Annotated in this window: 20 protein-coding genes and 4 tRNA genes; 1 reads left to right on the forward strand and 23 read right to left on the reverse strand. The window is 62.7% G+C overall.

Annotated elements, in window-relative coordinates; translation table 11 throughout:
• Window positions 1-117: 117 nt before the first annotated feature.
• The 18 genes from rplL to EL288_RS24205 form a co-directional block, all read right to left on the reverse strand.
• Window positions 118-501 carry a 50S ribosomal protein L7/L12 gene (gene rplL, locus EL288_RS24120; RefSeq protein WP_003806889.1) on the reverse strand — a complete coding sequence of 128 codons (384 nt, stop codon included), beginning with the start codon at window positions 499-501 and terminating at the stop codon, window positions 118-120.
• Between the two features lie 81 nt (window positions 502-582).
• Window positions 583-1,107: a 50S ribosomal protein L10 gene (gene rplJ, locus EL288_RS24125; RefSeq protein ID WP_003806888.1), complete on the reverse strand. Its 525-nt coding sequence runs from the start codon at window positions 1,105-1,107 to the stop codon at window positions 583-585.
• A 242-nt stretch (window positions 1,108-1,349) separates the two neighbouring features.
• A complete protein-coding gene (gene rplA, locus EL288_RS24130) occupies window positions 1,350-2,048 on the reverse strand; it encodes a 50S ribosomal protein L1 (protein WP_003806887.1) in 699 nt (232 codons plus the stop codon).
• A gap of 2 nt (window positions 2,049-2,050) precedes the next feature.
• On the reverse strand, window positions 2,051-2,482 hold the full coding sequence (gene rplK, locus EL288_RS24135) for a 50S ribosomal protein L11 (protein WP_003806886.1): 432 nt from the start codon (window positions 2,480-2,482) through the stop codon (window positions 2,051-2,053).
• A gap of 63 nt (window positions 2,483-2,545) precedes the next feature.
• Complete coding sequence (gene nusG / locus EL288_RS24140) at window positions 2,546-3,079, reverse strand: transcription termination/antitermination protein NusG (protein ID WP_003806885.1); 534 nt, start codon at window positions 3,077-3,079, stop codon at window positions 2,546-2,548.
• Window positions 3,080-3,088: 9 nt separating this feature from the next.
• Window positions 3,089-3,469 carry a preprotein translocase subunit SecE gene (gene secE / locus EL288_RS24145; RefSeq protein ID WP_003806884.1) on the reverse strand — a complete coding sequence of 127 codons (381 nt, stop codon included), beginning with the start codon at window positions 3,467-3,469 and terminating at the stop codon, window positions 3,089-3,091.
• A 52-nt stretch (window positions 3,470-3,521) separates the two neighbouring features.
• Window positions 3,522-3,597 (reverse strand) — tRNA-Trp (locus EL288_RS24150).
• A 110-nt stretch (window positions 3,598-3,707) separates the two neighbouring features.
• The gene (gene tuf / locus EL288_RS24155; RefSeq protein ID WP_003806883.1) at window positions 3,708-4,898 is read right to left on the reverse strand and encodes an elongation factor Tu; all 1,191 of its coding nucleotides are present in this window, start codon (window positions 4,896-4,898) and stop codon (window positions 3,708-3,710) included.
• A 56-nt stretch (window positions 4,899-4,954) separates the two neighbouring features.
• Window positions 4,955-5,029, reverse strand: a tRNA-Thr gene (locus EL288_RS24160).
• A 6-nt stretch (window positions 5,030-5,035) separates the two neighbouring features.
• A tRNA-Gly gene (locus EL288_RS24165) sits at window positions 5,036-5,109 on the reverse strand.
• 188 nt (window positions 5,110-5,297) lie between these two features.
• Window positions 5,298-5,384: transfer RNA gene (locus EL288_RS24170), tRNA-Tyr, on the reverse strand.
• Window positions 5,385-5,493: 109 nt separating this feature from the next.
• Window positions 5,494-6,495: an asparaginase gene (locus EL288_RS24175; protein ID WP_010925684.1), complete on the reverse strand. Its 1,002-nt coding sequence runs from the start codon at window positions 6,493-6,495 to the stop codon at window positions 5,494-5,496.
• Window positions 6,488-7,405, reverse strand: coding sequence for a ParB/RepB/Spo0J family partition protein (locus tag EL288_RS24180; protein WP_003806881.1), 918 nt, complete (start codon window positions 7,403-7,405; stop codon window positions 6,488-6,490). The genes EL288_RS24175 and EL288_RS24180 overlap by 8 nt, the downstream gene beginning before the upstream one ends.
• A 43-nt stretch (window positions 7,406-7,448) precedes the next feature.
• Complete coding sequence (locus tag EL288_RS24185; RefSeq protein WP_010925683.1) at window positions 7,449-8,255, reverse strand: GNAT family N-acetyltransferase; 807 nt, start codon at window positions 8,253-8,255, stop codon at window positions 7,449-7,451.
• A 6-nt stretch (window positions 8,256-8,261) separates the two neighbouring features.
• A complete protein-coding gene (locus tag EL288_RS24190; protein ID WP_003806879.1) occupies window positions 8,262-9,059 on the reverse strand; it encodes a ParA family protein in 798 nt (265 codons plus the stop codon).
• Window positions 9,056-9,748, reverse strand: a complete 693-nt coding sequence (rsmG, locus tag EL288_RS24195) for a 16S rRNA (guanine(527)-N(7))-methyltransferase RsmG (protein ID WP_003806878.1) — start codon at window positions 9,746-9,748, stop codon at window positions 9,056-9,058. The genes EL288_RS24190 and rsmG overlap by 4 nt, the downstream gene beginning before the upstream one ends.
• Window positions 9,745-11,664: a tRNA uridine-5-carboxymethylaminomethyl(34) synthesis enzyme MnmG gene (gene mnmG, locus EL288_RS24200; RefSeq protein WP_003806877.1), complete on the reverse strand. Its 1,920-nt coding sequence runs from the start codon at window positions 11,662-11,664 to the stop codon at window positions 9,745-9,747. The genes rsmG and mnmG overlap by 4 nt, the downstream gene beginning before the upstream one ends.
• Before the next feature lie 1,790 nt (window positions 11,665-13,454).
• On the reverse strand, window positions 13,455-13,661 hold the full coding sequence (locus EL288_RS24205) for a cold-shock protein (protein WP_003816068.1): 207 nt from the start codon (window positions 13,659-13,661) through the stop codon (window positions 13,455-13,457).
• A gap of 399 nt (window positions 13,662-14,060) precedes the next feature.
• Between EL288_RS24205 and EL288_RS24210 the strand changes: the two genes are divergently transcribed.
• On the forward strand, window positions 14,061-15,227 hold the full coding sequence (locus EL288_RS24210) for a pyridoxal phosphate-dependent aminotransferase (protein ID WP_014906142.1): 1,167 nt from the start codon (window positions 14,061-14,063) through the stop codon (window positions 15,225-15,227).
• Window positions 15,228-15,302: 75 nt separating this feature from the next.
• Here EL288_RS24210 and EL288_RS24215 read toward each other — a convergent pair whose 3' ends face one another.
• The 5 genes from EL288_RS24215 to EL288_RS24235 form a co-directional block, all read right to left on the reverse strand.
• Window positions 15,303-16,826 (reverse strand): tripartite tricarboxylate transporter permease, encoded by a 1,524-nt coding sequence (locus EL288_RS24215; RefSeq protein WP_003816065.1) that lies wholly within the window; start codon window positions 16,824-16,826, stop codon window positions 15,303-15,305.
• The gene (locus EL288_RS24220; RefSeq protein ID WP_003816064.1) at window positions 16,823-17,260 is read right to left on the reverse strand and encodes a tripartite tricarboxylate transporter TctB family protein; all 438 of its coding nucleotides are present in this window, start codon (window positions 17,258-17,260) and stop codon (window positions 16,823-16,825) included. Before EL288_RS24220 ends, EL288_RS24215 begins: the two co-directional genes overlap by 4 nt.
• Window positions 17,261-17,364: 104 nt before the next feature.
• Entirely contained in the window at window positions 17,365-18,369 is a 1,005-nt protein-coding gene (locus tag EL288_RS24225; protein ID WP_010929565.1) for a Bug family tripartite tricarboxylate transporter substrate binding protein, read from the reverse strand.
• Window positions 18,370-18,489: 120 nt separating this feature from the next.
• Window positions 18,490-19,953, reverse strand: a complete 1,464-nt coding sequence (locus EL288_RS24230; protein WP_010929564.1) for a sensor histidine kinase — start codon at window positions 19,951-19,953, stop codon at window positions 18,490-18,492.
• Window positions 19,940-20,620, reverse strand: coding sequence for a response regulator (locus EL288_RS24235; protein WP_003816057.1), 681 nt, complete (start codon window positions 20,618-20,620; stop codon window positions 19,940-19,942). Before EL288_RS24235 ends, EL288_RS24230 begins: the two co-directional genes overlap by 14 nt.
• Window positions 20,621-20,864: the final 244 nt, after the last annotated feature.

Genomic DNA, 20,864 nt, shown 5'->3' on the forward strand with positions numbered 1-20,864 from the left:
CCAGGTGATACGACTCCAGGAAACCCTGCTGAACTCGACCCATCAGTAGGGGTTTCCTGGAAACGCAAAAGCCCGGGGACGGCTAAGAGCGCTGTCCCCGGGCGTCGACGCGAGGTCTTACTTGACTTCGACCTTGGCGCCAGCTTCTTCCAGCTTCTTCTTGGCGGCTTCGGCGTCAGCCTTGGGCAGCGCTTCCTTGACGGGCTTCGGAGCGCCGTCAACCAGGTCCTTGGCTTCCTTCAGACCCAGACCGGTCAGCTCGCGCACGGCCTTGATGACGCTGACCTTGTTCGCGCCGGCTTCCAGCAGCACAACGGTGAACTCGGTCTGCTCTTCAGCAGCAGCGGCGCCAGCGCCACCAGCGGCCGGGGCGGCCACGGCCACGGCGGCGGCAGCAGCCGACACGCCAAACTTTTCTTCCATTTCCTTGATCAGCTCGGACAGCTCGAGCACGGACATGCCAGCGATGGCGTCAAGGATTTCAGCTTTGCTAAGTGCCATTTTGTTTAGAACTCCAAAATTGGGTAATGCCAGGGTTGGGTGTCGCTTTGTCGTTCAGCGAATTCCGGACGCGGAGCCTGATCAGGCCGCCGCTTTCTGATCGCGCACGGCAGCGAGGCCGCGGGCGAACTTGGTCGGAACTTCGTTGAGCGTACGCACGAATTGCGCGATCGGGGCTTGCATGGTGCCCAGCAGTTTCGAGAGCAACTCCTCGCGGGAGGGCATCGTGGCCAGGGCCTTGACGCCATCCTGGGTCAGCAGGCTGTTGGGCAGCGAGCCCGCCTTGATGACCAGCTTGTCGTTGCTTTTTGCGAAACCAGCGAGAACCTTGGCCGCGGCGACCGGATCAGCGCTGATACCATAGATCAGCGGACCGGTGAGTTGCTCGGACAGCGGCTCGAAAGCCGTGCCAGCAACCGCACGACGGACCAGCGTGTTCTTCAGAACACGCAGGTAAACGCCCGATTCACGCGCAGTTTTGCGCAGTACGGTGACAGAGGCGACGTCCAGACCACGGTACTCGGCGATAACAATCGATTGCGCCTTGGCCACTTGTGCCGAGACTTCCTCGATTACCACCGCTTTCTCTTGGCGATTGAGACTCACGGTTTGAACACTCCATCAAAAGACGCTTGGGGCGCTAGCCTTGCGCGTCAACCGAATGCGGCGCCTGGTTGAGTTCTTCGGGTAAAGAAATCTTCCTGGGGACGCCGTCTACGCTGGATCCGAACTGAACCAGCTTCGGGATTAAGCATTCGCCAAACAACCGGCTAGCGCTCCAGCGGTCTTTGACAGCAGCATCCGGACAAGTCCGGATGCGGCCCAAAGTTCTATGTGCCAGCGGCCTGTTAGTTGGCCGACAGCGAAGCAATTTCCACGCGAGCACCGCCGCCCATCGTGGACGAAACGGCCAGCTTGCGCAGGTAAATACCCTTGGCGGCGGCGGGACGAGCCTTTTGCAGGGCGTCGACCAGGGCGGCCAGGTTGTTTTGCAGTTGTTCCACGCCGAACGAGGCGCGGCCGATGGTGGCGTGAATGATGCCAGCCTTGTCGGTACGGTATTGGATCTGACCGGCCTTGGCGTTCTTCACGGCGGTGGCCACGTCGGGCGTCACGGTACCGACCTTGGGGTTCGGCATCAGGCCACGGGGACCCAGCACCTGGCCCAGGGCACCCACGACACGCATCGTGTCGGGCGAGGCGATGACCACGTCGAAGTCCATCTGGCCAGCCTTGATCTGCTCGGCCAGGTCGTCCAGGCCGACGATGTCGGCGCCGGCGGCACGGGCGGCGTCAGCCTTTTCGCCTTGGGCGAACACGGCAACGCGAACCGTCTTGCCGGTACCGGCGGGCAGCACGACCGAACCACGGACCAGTTGGTCCGACTTCTTGGGGTCGATGCCCAGCTGGACGGCCACATCGATGGATTCATCGAACTTGGCGGTGGCGGTTTCCTTGACCAGATTCAGGGCTTCGCCGACCGGGTACAGCTTGGTACGGTCGATTTTCTGCGCAATGGCGGCGGCGCGCTTGGACAATTTAGCCATGATTAAACCCCCTCAACCGTGATGCCCATGCTGCGGGCGCTGCCAGCGATCGTACGGACGGCGGCGTCCAGATCGGCCGCGGTCAGGTCGGGCTGCTTGGTCTTGGCGATTTCTTCAGCCTGGGCGCGCGTCAGCGTGCCGACCTTGTCGGTATGCGGCTTGGCCGAACCCTTTTGCACGCCGGACGCCTTCTTGATGAGGACCGTCGCGGGCGGGGTCTTCATGATGAAGGTGAAGCTCTTGTCCGCGAAGGCGGTGATCACCACCGGAATCGGCAGACCGGGCTCCATGCCTTGGGTCTTGGCGTTGAACGCCTTGCAGAATTCCATGATGTTCAGGCCGCGCTGACCCAGCGCCGGGCCAATCGGGGGGGAGGGGTTTGCCTTACCAGCCGGCACTTGCAGCTTGATAAAGCCGACGATCTTCTTCGCCATGCTTTGCTCCTTGCGGGTTATAGCGCCCTGCGGCTATGCGCAGAGCTCCCCGGGGTTTGAAAATCAGGTCTTTTCGACCTGGCTGAAATCGAGTTCGACGGGCGTCGCGCGACCAAAAATGGTGACCGACACACGCACCTTGCTCTTTTCGTAGTTGACTTCTTCGACGTTGCCGTTGAAGTCAGCAAACGGACCTTCCTTGACGCGCACCATCTCGCCCACTTCGAACAGAATCTTGGGCCGGGGCTTTTCGACACCCTCTTCCATCTGGTTGAGGATTTTCTCGACTTCCCGTTCGGAAATCGGCGTCGGACGGTTGCCCGAACCACCCAGGAAACCAGTGACACGATTGGTGTTCTTGACCAAATGCCACGTTTCGTCGGTCAGATCCATTTCGACCAGGACATAACCGGGGAAAATGCGGCGTTCGGTGATCGACTTCTGTCCGCCCTTGACCTCGACGACTTCTTCGGAGGGAACAAGAATGCGGCCAAAAGACGTCTGCAGCTCCGCGCGCTCGATGCGCTCGTTCAGAGCCTTTTGTACGCTTTTCTCCATGCCGGAATACACATGGACGACATACCAACGTTTACTCATGCGCCGTCCTTATTTCCAGCCCAGCAACAGGCCGTAGAGAACCCACTCGATGCCTTTATCGAGCACCCACATCAGAAGACCCATCACCGCGACGAAGGCGAAGACGATACCGGTCATCTGGATCGTCTCTTTGCGCGTGGGCCACGAGACTCGCTTGACTTCGTTGTACGACTCGCCGGCAAAGCTGAGGGTACGGCGGCCGGGTTCGCTGAACCACGCAAGCAACGCCGCGACGACCAGGCCGCCGACAAACACGCCGATACGCGCCACCATGGGCTGCGCGTCGAGCATGGAAAACCCAACGATGCCAGCAATAACGACGAGAACCGCCAACCCGAGCTTGATCCGGTCAGCGGTACTGGTAACGGTTTCTATGCTGGTATTAGACATTTTGCGACACGAGCCCGCCGTGAATGCGCAACTCGCGATACTCTCCGGCGGGTGGCAGGGGCAGTAGGAATCGAACCTACAACCTTCGGTTTTGGAGACCGACGCTCTGCCAATTGAGCTATACCCCTAAAACTTTCAAGCTACGCGTGGCACCTTGCGGAACCATACATAGTACTACTTTTCCAGCAAACATGGATAGAGGGCCATCCGGCCCCTCTATCCATGGGAAAACCGCGCCTTACTTGATGATCTTGGCGACGACGCCGGCGCCGACGGTACGACCGCCTTCACGGATGGCGAAACGCAGACCTTCTTCCATGGCGATCGGGGCCAGCAGCTTGACGGTCATCGACACGTTGTCGCCCGGCAGCACCATTTCCTTGTCCGCCGGCAGGTCGATCGTGCCGGTCACGTCCGTCGTGCGGAAGTAGAACTGCGGACGATAGCCGTTGAAGAACGGCGTGTGACGGCCACCCTCTTCCTTGGACAGAATGTACACCTCGGCCGTGAAGTCCGTGTGCGGGTTGATCGAACCCGGCTTGGCCAGCACCTGGCCACGCTCGACGTCTTCACGCTTGGTGCCGCGCAGCAAGATACCCACGTTGTCGCCCGCCTGGCCCTGGTCCAGCAGCTTGCGGAACATCTCCACGCCCGTGCAGGTCGTCTTCACCGTCGGCTTGATGCCCACGATTTCGATTTCCTCGCCAACCTTCACCACGCCGCGCTCGATACGGCCAGTCACCACCGTGCCACGGCCCGAGATCGAGAACACGTCTTCCACCGGCATCAGGAACGCACCGTCGACCGCGCGCTCCGGCGTCGGAATGTACGTGTCCAGCGCTTGCGCCAGCGACAGAATCGCCTGCTCGCCCAGTTCGCCCTTGTCGCCTTCCAGCGCCAGCTTGGCCGAACCCTTCACGATCGGCGTGTCATCGCCCGGGAAATCGTACTTGCTCAGCAGTTCGCGGACTTCCATCTCCACCAGCTCGAGCAGCTCCGCGTCATCAACCATGTCCGCCTTGTTCAGGAACACGATGATGTACGGCACGCCAACCTGGCGCGACAGCAAAATGTGCTCGCGCGTCTGCGGCATCGGGCCGTCTGCGGCCGACACCACCAGGATCGCGCCGTCCATCTGCGCAGCACCCGTGATCATGTTCTTCACGTAGTCAGCGTGACCCGGGCAATCAACGTGCGCGTAGTGACGCGTCTCCGTCTCGTACTCAACGTGCGAGGTGTTGATCGTGATCCCACGCGCCTTCTCTTCCGGCGCCGCGTCAATCTGGTCGTAGCCGCGAGCCTCGCCGCCGAACTTGTTCGACAGCACCGTCGTGATCGCCGCCGTCAACGTCGTTTTGCCGTGGTCAACGTGACCAATCGTACCCACGTTCACGTGCGGCTTGGTACGTTCAAACTTGCCTTTTGCCATGGCTGACTCCTGACCTGGATTGAAGCTTCTGACTTGAAGAAGAACTTAGAATTCGATGGTGCCCATGACGCGGATCGAACGCGTGACCTCTCCCTTACCAAGGGAGTGCTCTACCACTGAGCCACATGGGCAAATCTTGGAGCGGGTGAAGGGAATCGAACCCTCGTCGTAAGCTTGGAAGGCTTCTGCTCTACCATTGAGCTACACCCGCAGGCCACCCTTTCACCTTGCATCTCCTCCATATTCCCGCAGCGGCAAGCCAGGACACCTGGCCTTACGTTGCAAAATCCAGGCCGAACCGCACCTGGATTTCGTCTTGCTGAGCCTGGAACTGGTACGGGCGCGCTGCTCTCGCAAAGCGCCGATCCTGGCGTCATACTGGACCGGAACATGGGTCTCTGGTGGAGGAGGTTGGATTCGAACCAACGTAGGCGCAAGGCCAACAGATTTACAGTCTGCCCCCTTTAACCACTCGGGCACTCCTCCAGCGGAGAATTTGAGATTATGAACACATTCAAATTGAATGTCAAATTAAGGTGTTGAAACGGGATCGGCGGCCCAGCCGCCGACAGGGGCGCCAACGCGCCGCCCGGTTTCAGCGGCTGTCGAACAACGCCTGCAGGCGCGCGGTATCGCGGGTCTGGCACAGGCCCAGGGTAAGCAGCACGCGGGCCTTCTGGGGGCTGAGGTCGCCGGCGGCAATGAAGCCGCAGGCGTCGTCGTCGATCTCGATATTGCGCCCCACCCTGCCCGAGCCGGTGCGCGACGCCCGCACCACCGCAACGCCCCGCGCGCTGGCCCGCTGCAGGGCCTGCAGGGCCGCGTCGGTGGCGTTGCCGTCGCCCACGCCGGCCAGCACGATGCCCTGGGCTCGCCCGGCCATGAAATCGATGAGCTCGCCGTCGAGATCGACACAGGCATGCACGATGTCGACCCGCGGCCAGGCCTGCTGCGGCAGTTCGTCCGGCCTGAGCAGCGCGTCGGCGGCCTGGCGCTCGGCGCGGGCGTGAAACACCGGCCGGCCGCCCTGCATGACGCCGGCCCGGCCTGCATTGGGCGAAGCGAACGCGGCGATGCCAGAGGCGGCCGTTTTCTGCACATGACGGGCCAGATGGATATCCTCGTTCATCACGACCAGCGGCCCGCGGCCGCGTGCGGCCGGATGGCAGGCCAACGCCACCGCGTTGTATAGATTGACCGGCCCGTCGGCGCTCAACGCGGTGGCCGGGCGCATGGCGCCCAGCAGCACCACCGGTTTATCCACAGGCAATACCAGGCTGAGGAAATAAGCGGTCTCTTCCAGCGTATCGGTGCCATGGGTAATGACGATGCCGTCGGTCGCCGGATCGTCGCACAGCGCGGCGGCGCGCAGCGCGAGCTGCCGCCAGACGGCATGGCTCATGTTCTGGCTGCCGACGTTGGCGATCTGCTCGGCGCCGATGCGCGCCAGGCCGGCCAGTTGAGGCACGGCCGCCAGCAACTGCCCGACGCCGTACGAGCCGGCGCGGTAAGCGCCGCTGGCCGCGTCGGTTTGCGCGCCGGCAATGGTGCCGCCGGTCGCCAGGACGGCAATCCGCGGCAGCCGGGCCTCAGGCATCCACTACCCCGGACAGGCCCTGGCGCTCCAGCAGCGAGTTCAGATGTTCCCAGCCATGGAAATCGATCACGATCTGGCCTTTTTCACGCGCCCCGACCTTCAGCGCAACGCGCGTGCCGAGATGATCCGACAGCGCTTCCTCGAGCCGCGTGACATCGCGCGAAGCGCCATTGCCCTTCTTGCGCGGCGCGGCGTCGACATCCTTTTGCGCCCGCGCGACCAGCTTCTCGGCCTCGCGTACCGACAGGCGCTTGGCGATGACCTGGTTGGCCAACTGGATCTGCGTGGCGGCATCGACCGCCAGCAAGGCGCGGGCATGGCCCATGTCGACATCGCCCGCCAGCAGCATGGTCTGCACCGGCGCGGCCAGGTTGAGCAGGCGCAGCAGGTTGCTGGTGGCCGAACGCGAGCGGCCGATGGCCTGGGCGGCCTGTTCGTGCGTCAGGCCGAACTCGTCGAGCAGGCGGCGAACACCGTGCGCCTCTTCGAGCGGATTGAGGTCTTCGCGCTGGATGTTCTCGATCAGCGCCATGACCGCGGCGTTCTCGTCGGCGACTTCGCGCACCAGCACCGGCACTTCTTTCAGGCCGGCCAGTTGCGCCGCGCGAAAGCGCCGTTCGCCGGCGATGATTTCGTACTGGCCGGGCGCGTCGGCGCCCAGCGCACGCACCAGGATGGGCTGCATGATGCCCTGGGTGCGGATGGACTCGGCCAGTTCGTTGAGCGCGCCTTCGTCCATGCGCGTGCGCGGCTGATATTTGCCGGCGCGCATCTTGGACACAGGCAGGGTCGCCGGCGGTCCCTCCGGCGCGGCCGCGGGGGCCTTGCCGATGTTGTCGATGGCGGGCACGTCCGCGCCCAGCAAGGCATCCAGTCCTCGACCCAAGCCCTTGGGTTTCTTGGTAGCCATAGCGAATAAATCCTCTTCCCTTCAGCAGTTGACCGTTGACCGCTCAAACGGGCGTTGCTTCGGACATTGAACGATACCAATACGTGTAGCGATCCACGAAGCCGAAACGCGCATACAAGGCTCGGGCGGCCGTGTTCTGCGGCTCGACCTGCAGGTACGCCTGGCGCGCGCCGGCGTGGCTGGCCTGCTCCAGCAAATACTTCAGCACCGCCGCGCCGCAACCCTGGCGGCGCCGCTGCGGCGCGGTAACGATATCGAACAGCCCGACCAGCTCGGCATCGAATGCCGCCAGCCCTGCCGCGATACATTCGCCGCTGGCGTCGCGCACCAGCAGCGGCAAGTTTTCCAGCGGCGCCGCCTGCAGGCGCGCCGCGTGTTCGGCCGTGGCCGCATCGTCGTGGCCACGCAGGCGCCCTGCTTCCTGTGCGAACCGCCCGGGGGTTGTCCGTTCGAACACCAGCCCGGACGGCGCTTGCGCCGTGAACGGCACGACGGGCGCCGCCATGACGCAGGTACGGTCGAACGCGACGAACCCGCGCTCATGCAGCTGTGCATCCAGGGAAAAATCGGGGCCGATGGAGGTCAACCGCACGATCAGCGGCACCCCGTGGCCCGCATACCATCGGGTACAGTACGCCAGCCGCTCATCGAGCGGACGTGTGGATAACCCGAGTACATTGACGCAGCGCGCGCGCTTGGCCCGCGAAGGCGCCCAACGCACCAGCCATCCTTCGTAGAGCATCTGCTCGCGAACCGTGGTGGCATTGAGCGCCGCCTCTTCCAGGCGCGCCAGCTCCCCTCCCGCTGCGGGAGCGGGGTGGGCGGCCGGAACAGCAAGCACAGCTGGCATCGAGGTTCAATCCAGCTCTTTGACGCGTTCTATCATTTCCGCGCCAAATGCAATATAGGCCTGCGCGCCGCGCGACGCGCGGTCATACACCACGCCCGGCATGCCATAGCTGGGCGCCTCGGCCAACCGCACATTGCGTGGCACCACCGTGGTGAAGACCTTGTCGCCGAAGTGGGATTCGAGCTGGGCCGACACCTGCTGCTGCAAGGTCATGCGCGGGTCGAACATCACGCGCAACAAACCGATGACACGGAGTTCGTTGTTGATATTGCGATGCACGCGCTTGATGGTGTTTACCAGGTCGGACAGGCCTTCGAGCGCAAAGTACTCGCACTGCATCGGAATGATGACGCCGTGCGCGGCAGCCAGCCCGTTAAGGGTAAGCAGCGACAGCGTGGGCGGGCAATCGATCAGCACGAAATCGTATTCGCCGGCGATCTTGTCGATGGCGGCCTTGAGCTGGCGCTCGCGCTCGTCCATCTGCACCAGGTCGATCTCGGCGCCGGACAGTTCGCGGTTGGCCGGCAATACGTCGTAGCCGCCGGACTCCGAACGCACGCGCGTCTGTTCGATACCGGCCTCGCCGATGAGCACCTGGTACAGGTTGGATTCGAGCGTACTCTTGTCGATGCCGCTGCCCATGGTGGCGTTGCCCTGCGGATCGAGATCGACCAGCAGCACCCGCTGCTTGTGCGTAGCCAGGCCAGCCGCAAGGTTGATGGCGGTGGTGGTCTTGCCGACGCCGCCCTTCTGGTTGGCAATGCAGAACACGCGGGCGGACTTGCTGGGCGGTATGTTTTTCATATGTTTCCTTGACTGCGTCGCATCCATATCAGGCAGCGTTGCGCGTCGAGTGCCGGCACCACCAACGGTTCGATCCGTTCGACCGTCCAGTGGCCGTGTTGCTGTAACGCCTGGATTTCGTCATCGGGCACCTTGCCCTTCATGGCGACGAGGGTACCACCCTCGCGCACGTGGCGGCCGGCCAGCTTCGCGAAGTCCTGTAACGAAGCGAACGCACGCGATATCACCACGTCGCATTGCGCCGGTTCGAGCTGTTCGATACGGGTATGCGCGGCCTGCAGATTGGGCAGTCCGAGCGCGCCGGCCATCTGCCGCACGAATGCGGTTTTCTTCTCGACTGCGTCCACGCATGTGACGTCCCAATGGGCGCGCATGATGGCCAGCACCACGCCGGGCAGGCCGCCGCCGGAGCCGACGTCGAACAGCTTGACGCGCGCGCCGGACCCGGCGGCGGGCAGGCCGCGCTCCAGCGGCGCCACGACCGACAGACTGTCGAACAGGTGCTGCACGAGCATCTGCCCCGGGTCCCGGATGGCAGTCAGGTTGTACGTGCGGTTCCAGCGCTGCATTTGCTCGATATAGCGCAGCAGCTTCTGCTGCTGGCCGGCGTCGGCCGGCAATCGCAGCGCATCGCAGGCCTGGGCCAGCCGCTGCGCGGGGCCGCCGGGGATATCGGGAACGGCGCTCATGCCGCTTGCTTGCGCGAGCCGTAATGCAGGCGCTTGAGATGGATCAGCAACAGGGAAATGGCAGCCGGCGTCACCCCGGAGACGCGCGCGGCCTGCCCTATGGTCTCGGGCCGATGCGTCTTCAGCTTCTGGCGTACCTCGAACGACAGGCTGGTAACGGCGTCGTAATCGATATCCGCAGGGATGGGCTGCTGCTCGTGCGAGAGGTGTTTCTGCACTTCGTCTTGCTGGCGCGCGATATAGCCGGCGTACTTGACCTGGGTTTCGACCTGCTCGGCCAGCACGTCATCCTCGAGCACGCCAGGACCAGCCAGCAACTCGCCCTCGTCGGTACGGGCCTGCATCAACGCCTCGTAGGAAACATTGGGACGTTTCAACAGATCTGATAGTGAGTACTCACGCTCAATTGCCTTGCCCAGCAGGGCTTCGGCGGCATGCGCCGGCAGGACGCGCGGGTTCACCCACGTGGATTTGAGCCGTTCGACTTCCTGGGCCACGGCATCGCGTTTGCGGCTGAAAGCATCCCAGCGCACGTCGTCCACCAGCCCGAGCCGGCGGCCGATTTCGGTCAGACGCAGATCGGCGTTGTCTTCGCGCAGGCTGAGCCGATATTCGGCACGGGACGTGAACATCCGATAAGGCTCGGTCACGCCGCGCGTAACCAGGTCATCGACCAGGACGCCGAGATAGGCTTCATCGCGACGCGGCACCCAAGGTTCTTTCCCCTGGGCCTGCAAGGCGGCATTGGCGCCGGCCAGCAGGCCTTGGGCCGCCGCCTCTTCATAGCCGGTCGTACCGTTGATCTGGCCGGCGAAGAACAGCCCGGAAATCGCCTTGGTCTCCAGCGTGGACTTCAGGGCACGCGGGTCGAAGTAATCGTACTCGATGGCATAGCCCGGGCGCAGGATGTGCGCGTTCTCCAGTCCGGGCAGGGAGTGGATCAACTCGTACTGCACATCGAAAGGCAGGCTGGTGGAAACACCGTTCGGATAGATCTCATGGGTATTCAGGCCTTCCGGTTCCAGGAATACCTGGTGCGATGCCTTGTCCGCAAAACGATGGATCTTGTCCTCGATGGATGGGCAGTAACGAGGCCCCACTCCTTCGATGACCCCACTGTACATGGGCGAACGGTCCAGACCGCCACGGATGATTTCGTGCGTGCGGGCATTGGTATGCGTGATCCAGCAAGGCAGCTGGCGCGGGTGCATGGAGGCCTTGCCGAGGAACGAGAACACCGGCACGGGATCAAGATCGCCGGGCTGCTCTTCCAACACACTGTAGTTGATGCTGCGTCCGTCGATGCGCGGCGGCGTGCCAGTTTTCAGGCGGCCTTGCGGAAGTTGCAGCTCCTTGAGCCGCTGTCCCAGGGAATTCGCGGGGGGATCCCCTGCCCGCCCTCCGGAATAGTTCTGCAGCCCCACGTGAATCAAACCGTTGAGGAAGGTCCCAGCCGTCAGCACCACGGTACGGGCACGAAAGCGCAACCCGATCTGCGTAACGGCGCCCACCACCTGGTCGCCCTGCACCATCAGATCGTCCACCGCCTGCTGGAACAGCCAGAGGTTGGGCTGGTTCTCGAGCCGTGCACGTATGGCGTTTCGGTACAGCACCCGGTCGGCTTGGGCACGCGTGGCACGTACCGCTGGCCCCTTGGAGCTGTTGAGAATACGGAATTGGATACCTGCCTCGTCGGTGGCGATAGCCATCGCGCCGCCCAACGCATCGACTTCCTTGACCAAATGACCCTTGCCTATCCCCCCGATGGAGGGATTGCAGGACATTTGGCCCAGGGTCTCGATATTGTGGGTAAGCAGCAATGTCTGTGCGCCGGCGCGGGCTGCAGCCAGGGCTGCCTCCGTACCGGCGTGACCGCCACCAACGACGATCACATCAAATTCGCGGGGAAAATCCATGATGGGGAGAGATGAAAGAGCGTTCCGAGGCCATTATAGTGGCACCTCGTTCGGCGTTTCACGTGAAACATCGTAAGCCCTGTAATCCGTACGATCTATGCGGCTTATGCGCCACGGCCTCTGCCCAAAACGCCTGGCCTAGCAATGTTTCACGTGAAACATGCGGCGCCTGTTCCGACCCTCAATAATGCGATTACATGTTCCACGTGAAACAACACTCCTTGATTCGGCATTGAGGCAGACTCACTCAAGCCGTCAGCATGATGTTCCACGTGAAACAACGGCAGCATGAGCTGTCTTCCACGCGGTTCCGGGCAGCCAAAAACAACGATGTTTTTACCCCTACCCTACCCCTAGGCCAAAACAAGCGCAGTTTTGTCGTCAAACGACCATGACGGAATGACCAGAAGCAAGCCGGCTTTCCCGGCTGCCGCGATTTGGATGATCCCGATCAGGCAAGTACCGCACTCCTCCGTACACTGCGCTCGCCACGCCTGTACCTTCTCCGCTACACGCGCACGGCCGGCTACGCCCAACATTCGATCTCCAGGCTCGATCCGCATCCCGTTTCGTGTGCCGGCAGAATGTCCGGGCTGCGCGGGCCCCCGCGCACGGGACAAGATCTCGAAACGCAGGGCCAATGGGATGGCTCGTCCAGGAAATCTCGCGGGCGTCGTCAACACGCCGCATGCCCGTTGCTGGGCTCAAGGATTTCTCCGACTTGCGGAATGTCCTGGACTCGTTGAGCGGGGGGCCGGGCAAATCCGATATACGCGCAAGCGGCATGCCCACCACGAAGCATGTAATCAAAGCAGGTGGCCACGGGCCATGGCATCGAATGGCAATTTTCGTTTCACGTGAAACATCGCGACTCAATACTGCCAACACCGAGGAGCAGAAATATAAGACCGGTGTCTCGTTCAGGTCCGTCGAGCCGCATCGATCACGCAGGGAAAACGCTACCATCCAACGGCTTAATACTTTCGGCTAGGACCCGCCTGAGACTGGCAACACCAAGGCAACATTCATACGTGGACGCGGAAATTTGTGCGGCCAGCATCACCATCTTATCCACCGCCCCCTGTGGACAACCCGATCGCCCGGCGGGGCATCGGGATACGCGTGCCGTTGCCGCATCAATGCCCTCCGTCGAATCCGCCCGTGTTGGTTGATGACCGACTCGAGACTGGCGTCGATGCCGGCACTGGCGAAGAACAACCATGGCGCCTGTACACAACCGTGCTGAATTGGGGATCAATCCCCAGAAGTATCCACAGATTTTTCGATCAGGAATCCTCCTGGAATATGTCTCGATACGGGCAAGAAAATTGGGGATATCTTTGTGAACAAATCGGGCCCGACCCGTAATGGAGGTGGGCCCGAGGTCGCCAAACCGTGACGTCCGGATCTGCGCCGGAAACCCCAGCATGCATATCTGATCGCGTAACACCGTGGATTTACAGGAGATTTTCCCTGGCAAGCATAGATCAACGAAAGAAGCTGCCCGGGGCGACTCGCACCATCGTCCCACCCGTGGCGCGAAATAACGATGTCATCCGCTGTGTAAAACTCCAGCACCATGTCCGGCGTCGGCGCGCGCAAACCTGTCCGACCCAGGTGCCGGGTGGAGGCTTATCCACAAAGTTATCCAAGCCCGTAGTGATGTTAGTAAGCACTAACTGTATGCCGTGCGGCGATGGCAAAAGCAACAACGCCCCAGAAGCTATGTTCCTGGGGCGTTGTAACCAGGCACTTGGGCCTGGTATGCGGGAAAAACGGGATTTCCCGATTCAGAGCGGGCGAATTTCGGCCGCTTGAGGTCCTTTCGGACCATCCTTCACTTCGAACTCGACTTCCTGACCTTCGTTCAGGCTGCGATAACCGCGGCCTTGAATCGCAGAGAAATGTGCGAATACGTCAGTACCGCCGCTGTCCGGAGTGATGAATCCATAACCCTTGTCGGCGTTGAACCACTTGACCTTGCCCTTTTGAGCCATTTTTTATAGCGTCCTGATATCGAAAAAAAGAAATGCAAGTGAATCAAGGACGCTGACCAACTGACCAACCGGCGGGCACACGCACCCGCTTCAACGTTGCGTTTGTGGCTTGCCATCTACAACAGTAACCGGGTTTGCGCACTGCTTGAATCAACTGCAGGATCAGCATACTCATCGCCTCCGAGGCGAACAAATAGTTGTTTACCCCTATGTGGCTTTTTTTTCACTTGTCTCACAAGTAACCGAGGCCGCCATGGCGACCGCGTAAAAGACCGCGGCCACCGGTCCATCGGCAAGCCCCGCACGCGGGCGCCGGCGGGGCGCCGAAGAACGCGATGAGTTAGTGGGATACTTACGAGAAACGCATTCCCATTGCTTGTCCACATTCCTACCATTGCCATGATCCGATCCAAGCTGCCCGATGTCGGCACCACGATTTTCACTGTCATGAGCCGGCTCGCCATCGAGCACAAGGCCATCAACCTGGGCCAGGGCTTCCCGGATTTCGATCCCGACCCCGAACTGTGCGCCCTGGTCGGCAAGGCCATGGCTGCCGGGCACAACCAGTATCCCTACATGCCTGGCGTGGCGCCATTGCGCGAGGCTATCGCCGCCAAGGTCAAGACCCTCTACGGCCATGCCTACGACCCGGAAACCGAAATCACCGTAACCAGCGGCGCCACGGAAGCGTTGATGGCCACCGTATTGGCGGCCGTAGGCCCTGGCGACGAAGTCGTGGTGATCGAACCCTGCTACGACTCGTACCTGCCGGCGATACGCCTGGCCGGCGGCACCGCCGTGCCCGTGCCCTTGCGCGCCCCCACCCGCGACGATCCGTACTACCGCATCGACTGGCAGCGCGTACGCGACGCCATCGGCGCGCGCACGCGGCTGCTCATGCTGAATTTCCCGCACAACCCGACCGGCGCAGTGCTCGACGAAAGCGACCTGGACGCCCTGGAATCCATCGTGCGCGAAACGGGCGTGCTGTTGTTGTCCGATGAGGTGTACGAACACATCGTGTTCGACGGCAAGCCGCACGCCAGCCTGTCGCGCCGCCCTTTGCTGGCCGAACATGCGTTTGTCATCTCGTCATTTGGCAAGACGTATCACACCACTGGCTGGAAAGTCGGCTATTGCTGCGCGCCGCGCCAGCTCAGCGCCGAGCTGCGCAAGGTCCACCAGTTCATGGTGTTCACCGTGTCCTCGCCGATGCAATTCGCGTTGGCCGAGTACATGGCCAACCCCAAGCCCTACCTGGACCTGCCTGCGTTCTACCAGGCCAAGCGGGATCGCCTCGCGGCCGGCCTGGCCAACACGCGTTTTCGCCCCCTGCCCAGCCCCGGCACATTCTTCATGCTGGCCGACTACAGCGAGATCACCAAGCACGCCGAAGCCGATTTCGCGCGCCATCTCACCATCGACCATGGCGTAACCGTGATCCCGGTATCGGCGTTCTACCAGAATCCCGCCGCGCCCGAATCCAACCACCATCTGGTGCGCTTTTGTTTCGCCAAGCAGGACGCTACGCTGGACGCCGCCATCGAGCGTCTGGCCCACGTCTGAACGCGCCAGGACGCCGCGTGCGCCCAAGAAAAATGCCGCGGTGCGAACCGCGGCATTTTTCAATCGGCCGATCGACTACGACTGAGCGGCTTGCCTGCGGCGCGCGCTCAGGCGGCGCATCAATTGCGGAACGATCACCACCGCGGCAGCCGCGATCCACAGGCCTATCGATACCGGGCTGGAATACAGCACCACGGGATCGCCATTGGTGATGGACAGCGCCCGGCGCAGGTTCTGCTCCATCATGTCGCCCAGCACCACGCCCAGCACCAGCGGCGCCATCGGTACGCCGAACTTGCGCAGGAAGTAGCCCAGCGCGCCAATGGCCACCACCATCAGCAGGTCGAACGTGCCGGCATTGATCGCATAGACGCCGATGTAGCTGATGCACAGGATGCCGGGCACCATCATCCACGCCGGCACGGCCAGCACCTTCGAGAACACTCGCACCATCGGCACGTTCATGATGAACAGCAGGACGTTGGCGATGAACAGCGAGGCAATCAGGCCCCACACCAGTTCGGGCTTGCTGTCGAACAGCACCGGACCGGGCGTGATGTTGTAGAGCGTCAACGCGCCCATCATCACGGCGGTGGTGCCCGAGCCTGGCACGCCCAGCGTCAGCATGGGCACGAAAGACCCGATTGCCGACGCGGTGGCGGCCGATTCGGGCGCCACCAGGCCGCGCATATCGCCCTTGCCGAACTTGGCGTCGGGATCCTTGCTCTCGATGATGCGCTTTTCCTGCGAATAGGCAACGGCCGCCGCCACGCTGGCGCCGGCTCCGGGCAGCACGCCCACGCCGAAGCCCACCAGCGAACTGCGCACCACGCTCCACCACGTGAACGACAATTCTTTAAGGTTGAACAGTTTCCGGCCGCTCGGCTTGACCTCGATACTGTGTCCGGCCACGACCTTCTCCAGCATCTCCAGCATCTCGCTGACGGCGAACAGCGCGATCACCACGACAACGAAATCGATGCCGTCGGACAGGTGCACCGAATCAAAGGTATAGCGGTATACGCCCGAGTTCGAATCGACCCCGACCACCGAAATGCCCAACCCTATCATCGCCGCCAGCACGCCCTTGACGGGTTGCTTGCCGAGCAGGCTGGTCAGGCAGCAAAAGGCGAACACCATCAGCACGAAGTATTCGGCCGGCCCGAAGGCAAGCGCCCATTTGGCCAGCAGCGGCGCCAGCAGGATGATGCCGGTCACCGACACGATGGCGCCGAAAAAGGCGGACCACGCCGACAGCGACAACGCCACGTTGGCCAGGCCCTGGCGCGCCAGCGGATAACCATCCAGCGTGGTCATGATGGCGCTGGCCTCGCCCGGCACGTTGAGCAGGATCGAGGTGATGCGGCCGCCATATTCGGCGCCCACGTACACCGCCGCAAGCAGGATGAGCGCCGTTTCGGGCGGCAGGTTCATCGCGAATGCGATCGGGATCAGCATGGCCACGCCGTTGATCGGGCCAAGCCCGGGCAACACGCCCACCATGGTTCCGAAGAACGAACCGATGGCCGCGACCAGTACGTTGGTCAGCGAGAAGGCAACGCCGAAACCGATGGCAAGATGATCGAGAATGCCGCTCATAGCAGACCCTCCAGCAACCCGGCCGGCAACACCACGTCCAGGACTTTGTCGAACAACAGGAAGAACAGCACGCCCATGATCAGGCCGCCGATGGCGCACTTGATCCAGTTGCCGCCGAACAGGCGGCCGACCGCGACGGTCATCAGCGCCGTGGCGATGACAAACCCCAGCCACTGGAACAGGAACGCATAGGCGGCCGCATACGCGACCATCAGGGCGATGCGCGCGTTGGCGCCGGCGGAGTTGGTCTCGACCTGGTGGCCGCCCTTGTAGACCAGGCGCAGGCCGCACAGGCCGATGATGAGTGCGACAAGCATCGGAAATGCGCGCGGCCCTACAGGTTCGTAGGCAAACGGCGCTTCGATGTCCCAGCCCGCCCATGTCATGAAGGCGGCCAGGATCAGGGCGAATACGCCCAACATTCGATCATTCATGATCCCGTATCCAATTCGAGAACACGGCGCGGACCGCCCCGATTGCGTGCGCACCGTTGGGAAGATGCGCGGCGGCGGCGCATGCCGCCGGCCGCGCGATCGGTTTACTTCTTGATGAGGCCGAAGCTGTCGGCCAGCTCGGCGTAGTTCTTGACCTGCTGCTTGACGTAGTCGTCCAGGTCCTTGCCGGTCTTGCTGAACGGGAACAGCCCCTGCTGTTCACGCAGCTTGGCGTATTCGGGCGAAGTCATCGTCTTGTCGAACGCGTCGACCCAGAACTGGTAGTCCTTGTCGGAGACCTTGGGACCGACGTAGAAACCGCGGATGATCGGCCATACGATGTCGTAGCCCTGCTCCTTGGCCGTCGGCACGTTGTTCAGCTTGCCCGGCAGGCGCTCGCTGTTGAAGACCGCCAGCACACGGATCGGCGCGCCGCCTTCGAGCATGGTGAAAGCCTCGGCGGCGTCGCCCATGTAGGCCTGGATGTGGCCGCCGCGCAGCGCGGTCACCGCCTCGCCGCCACCTTCGAACGCGACGAAACGCATTTTCTTGAAATCAACGCCGGCCGCCTTGGCCGTCAGCGCCGCTTTCATCCAGTCCTGGCTGCCCACGGTGCCGCCGGCGCCCAGCACGATCTTGGTGGGATCCTGCTTGAAGGCCTCCATCAGGCCCTTGAGGTCGGTATAGGGCGAATCGTTGCGGACCACGGCCACGCCATAATCGGCGCCGATACCGGCCAGCCAACGCACGTCGTCGACCGAATACTTGCCGAACTTGCCTTGCGCCAGATTGAGCAGCGAACCACCGGAAAAGGCAACGATGGTGCCGGCCTCGCCCGGGTGCTGGGCCACGATGTTGTTGTAGGCCACGGCGCCAATGCCGCCAGGCATGTAGACGATGCGCATGGGCGCCTTGAGCGCGCCCGATTGCTTCAGGCCTTCGGTAGCCAGCCGGCAGGTCAGGTCGAAGCCGCCGCCGGGCTGGGCCGGGGCAATGCACTCGGGCCGACGCGGCTCGTCGCTGGCCGCATGGGCGGCGTTGCCAATGAACAGGGCGCACAGGCCAGCCAGGGCGGCAGCAGTCGCGCGGAATTTCGCCAGGGTATGCATCGATGCGGTCTCCGAGATCGTTGTTGGCATGTCGTGCGGACATGGATGGCCATGGAACGATCGCGCAGATCGCAGGCCAACGGATGAGCACCGTACCCAACCCTGCCTTTCCGGAACCTTTCAGATCACCACAATTTCGTGCGGCAGCGCAGCATTTCCCTTGAAACCTAGGGAAAACACCAGTGCCGCGCGCAAACCCGGCTGCGGCTGGCGGTTTTCCAGCACCAGCTGGCCGCCGTGGATTTCGATGATGGTCCGCACAATGGCCAGCCCCAGGCCCGCCCCCGACTTGTTCTTGCCGGCTGCGCCCCGGCGGAACCGTACGCTGGCGCGCGCAATGTCCTCGGCCGACATGCCGGGCCCGTTGTCTTCCACCACCAGCCAGGCATGGCCACCCTCGGCATGGACCTTGACCGTGACTTCGCTGCCGCGCGCCGTATACCGGATGGCGTTGTCGACCAGGTTGCTCAGCGCCTCGCGCAACAGCCACTCGACAGCCTGTACCCGGACCGGCGCGGCCTGCACATCCAGCCCCAGGTCCAGTTGCCTGGCCCGGGCAGCCGGCAACAAGGCCCGGATGACGCCGTCGGCCAGCTCGGCCAGGTCGACCGTTTCCAGCGGCAGGCCGCCCTCGGCCAGCGAGGCGTCCTTGGCGCGCGCCAGCGCGAGCATCTGGTTGGTGGTGCGTACCGCCCTGTCCAGGCCGTCCTGCATCGCCAGGAGGGCTGTACGGACCTCCTGGGGGTCTGTTTCACGCAAGGCATAGGCCGTCTGGGTCCGCAATACCGACAGCGGCGTGCGCAATTGATGCGACGCGTCGTCGAGGAACTGCCGCTGCACCCTCGCCAAGGCCGTAAATCGGGCCATGTGGAGGTTTACGGCGTGGATGAGGGGCTGGACCTCCCCTGGCATCTCCGACGCGCTCACGGGGCTTAGATCGTCCGCAGAACGGCTTGCAACTTCCTCGCGCAACCGTTCGAGCGGCCGCAGCGCCATGAAAACGCTCCAGATGACCACCAACACGCTGATCATCACCACCGCGAGGTCGCGTTCCACCGAGCGCACCAGCGCCCGATGCAGGAAGTCCTGCCGGGTCTCCAGGCTTTCGGCGACCTGGACGATTATACGTCCCCCTTTATCGTTGTAAAGCGGCGGATCCATCGGCCGCGCCAGCGCCGCCACCCGTACCGGCTGGCCCAGGTACTCAGCGTAGAAAAACTGCGGCTGGCCGGAGACCAGCGGCTGCGGCGGCAGCGGCAACTGGGGGTTGCCGATCTCGGCCAGGCCGTCTTCGGTCGCCACCCGGTAGTAGACGTTGCCGTTGGCGGTCAGTTCGAAGAACTCCAGCATCAGGTAGGGCTGTTCGAGCGACAGTCCCCCGCTGGCTGTGGATATGTTGTGGTCGATGGATCGCAGCGCTCCGGAAAGCGAGCGGTCGTAGGCGATGTCGACCTGGTTGCGCAGTTGCTGGTTGGACAGCCACAAGGCTCCGGTCATGACGAAAACCAGCGCGGGAATCAGCCACCACAGCAACACCGTCTTCAGCGTGCGATGGCGGGTTTTTTCCTGCCTACGGGTTGTCAACAGCGTTCTCCAGGCAATAGCCCATGCCGCGCATGGTGACGATCTGTACGCCGGTGTCGGCCAGCTTCTTGCGCAGCCGATGGACCAGGACCTCGATGGCCTCCAGGTTGACATCGCTGTCGCTGGACTGGATGCGATCGAGGATCTGTTGCTTGTTCAACGGTTCGCCGCTGCGCTGGATCAGGGCGCGCAGCACCGCATGTTCCCGGGGCGAAAGCGCCAGCGGCTGCCCTTTGACGGTGAATCGCTGTGACGCGGTATCCAGTGCCAGGTCGCCCAGCGTCAGGCGGGGATGTTCCCGTCCGCGGCTGCGGCGGATCAGTGCGGTCAGGCGGGCTTCGAGCTCCTCCAGCACGAAAGGCTTGGGCAGGAAGTCGTCGGCGCCCTGGTGCAGGGTACCCACTCTTTCGGCCAGCGAATCGCGCGCGGTCAGGACCAGGACTGGCGTACGGTCGTCGCGGGCGCGGATGCGGGTCAACAGGGTATGGCCGTCCATGCCGGGCAGGCCGAGGTCCAGGATGATGGCATCGAACTCTTCCACGGCCAGGCGGCGTTCGGCCAGCAGGCCGTCATCGGCCCATTCGACCACGAACCCGGCATGGCGGGCAAGGCTGCGCGATAGCCAGCGGGCGAGTTCGGCTTCGTCTTCGATCAACAGAATGCGCATGGCTGGATTTTGCAGCGTGAACGGCTGGCGGCTGGCATGTTTGATGTTTTTCCTTATAGTGTTCTTTATATAAAGACTAATGATTAATAAGGGCTGTGGATAACTACCTTAACCCTGAAAAGGGATTTTATTTCATACGCTTGCGAAGCTTTTAGGCTGTGCACTAGGTCTGTTTGGCTGGAGAGCCGAAGTTGGACAACATTTCGGACCATGGCCGAAAAGCAAGCTTGTTCAACCCGGGTCC

This window comes from Bordetella bronchiseptica, from assembly GCF_900636925.1.
In the GTDB taxonomy this organism is placed as follows: Bacteria; Pseudomonadota; Gammaproteobacteria; order Burkholderiales; family Burkholderiaceae_B; genus Bordetella; species Bordetella pertussis.

Coding starts and splice junctions, on each gene's coding strand:
- rplL (WP_003806889.1), bottom strand. CDS start 501: ATGGCACTTAGCAAAGCTGAAATCCTTGACGCCATCGCTGGCATGTCC.
- rplA (WP_003806887.1), bottom strand. CDS start 2,048: ATGGCTAAATTGTCCAAGCGCGCCGCCGCCATTGCGCAGAAAATCGAC.
- rplK (WP_003806886.1), bottom strand. CDS start 2,482: ATGGCGAAGAAGATCGTCGGCTTTATCAAGCTGCAAGTGCCGGCTGGT.
- nusG (WP_003806885.1), bottom strand. CDS start 3,079: ATGAGTAAACGTTGGTATGTCGTCCATGTGTATTCCGGCATGGAGAAA.
- secE (WP_003806884.1), bottom strand. CDS start 3,469: ATGTCTAATACCAGCATAGAAACCGTTACCAGTACCGCTGACCGGATC.
- tuf (WP_003806883.1), bottom strand. CDS start 4,898: ATGGCAAAAGGCAAGTTTGAACGTACCAAGCCGCACGTGAACGTGGGT.
- EL288_RS24175 (WP_010925684.1), bottom strand. CDS start 6,495: ATGCCTGAGGCCCGGCTGCCGCGGATTGCCGTCCTGGCGACCGGCGGC.
- EL288_RS24180 (WP_003806881.1), bottom strand. CDS start 7,405: ATGGCTACCAAGAAACCCAAGGGCTTGGGTCGAGGACTGGATGCCTTG.
- EL288_RS24185 (WP_010925683.1), bottom strand. CDS start 8,255: ATGCCAGCTGTGCTTGCTGTTCCGGCCGCCCACCCCGCTCCCGCAGCG.
- EL288_RS24190 (WP_003806879.1), bottom strand. CDS start 9,059: ATGAAAAACATACCGCCCAGCAAGTCCGCCCGCGTGTTCTGCATTGCC.
- rsmG (WP_003806878.1), bottom strand. CDS start 9,748: ATGAGCGCCGTTCCCGATATCCCCGGCGGCCCCGCGCAGCGGCTGGCC.
- mnmG (WP_003806877.1), bottom strand. CDS start 11,664: ATGGATTTTCCCCGCGAATTTGATGTGATCGTCGTTGGTGGCGGTCAC.
- EL288_RS24205 (WP_003816068.1), bottom strand. CDS start 13,661: ATGGCTCAAAAGGGCAAGGTCAAGTGGTTCAACGCCGACAAGGGTTAT.
- EL288_RS24210 (WP_014906142.1), top strand. CDS start 14,061: ATGATCCGATCCAAGCTGCCCGATGTCGGCACCACGATTTTCACTGTC.
- EL288_RS24215 (WP_003816065.1), bottom strand. CDS start 16,826: ATGAGCGGCATTCTCGATCATCTTGCCATCGGTTTCGGCGTTGCCTTC.
- EL288_RS24220 (WP_003816064.1), bottom strand. CDS start 17,260: ATGAATGATCGAATGTTGGGCGTATTCGCCCTGATCCTGGCCGCCTTC.
- EL288_RS24225 (WP_010929565.1), bottom strand. CDS start 18,369: ATGCATACCCTGGCGAAATTCCGCGCGACTGCTGCCGCCCTGGCTGGC.
- EL288_RS24235 (WP_003816057.1), bottom strand. CDS start 20,620: ATGCGCATTCTGTTGATCGAAGACGAAGCCGAACTCGCCCGCTGGCTA.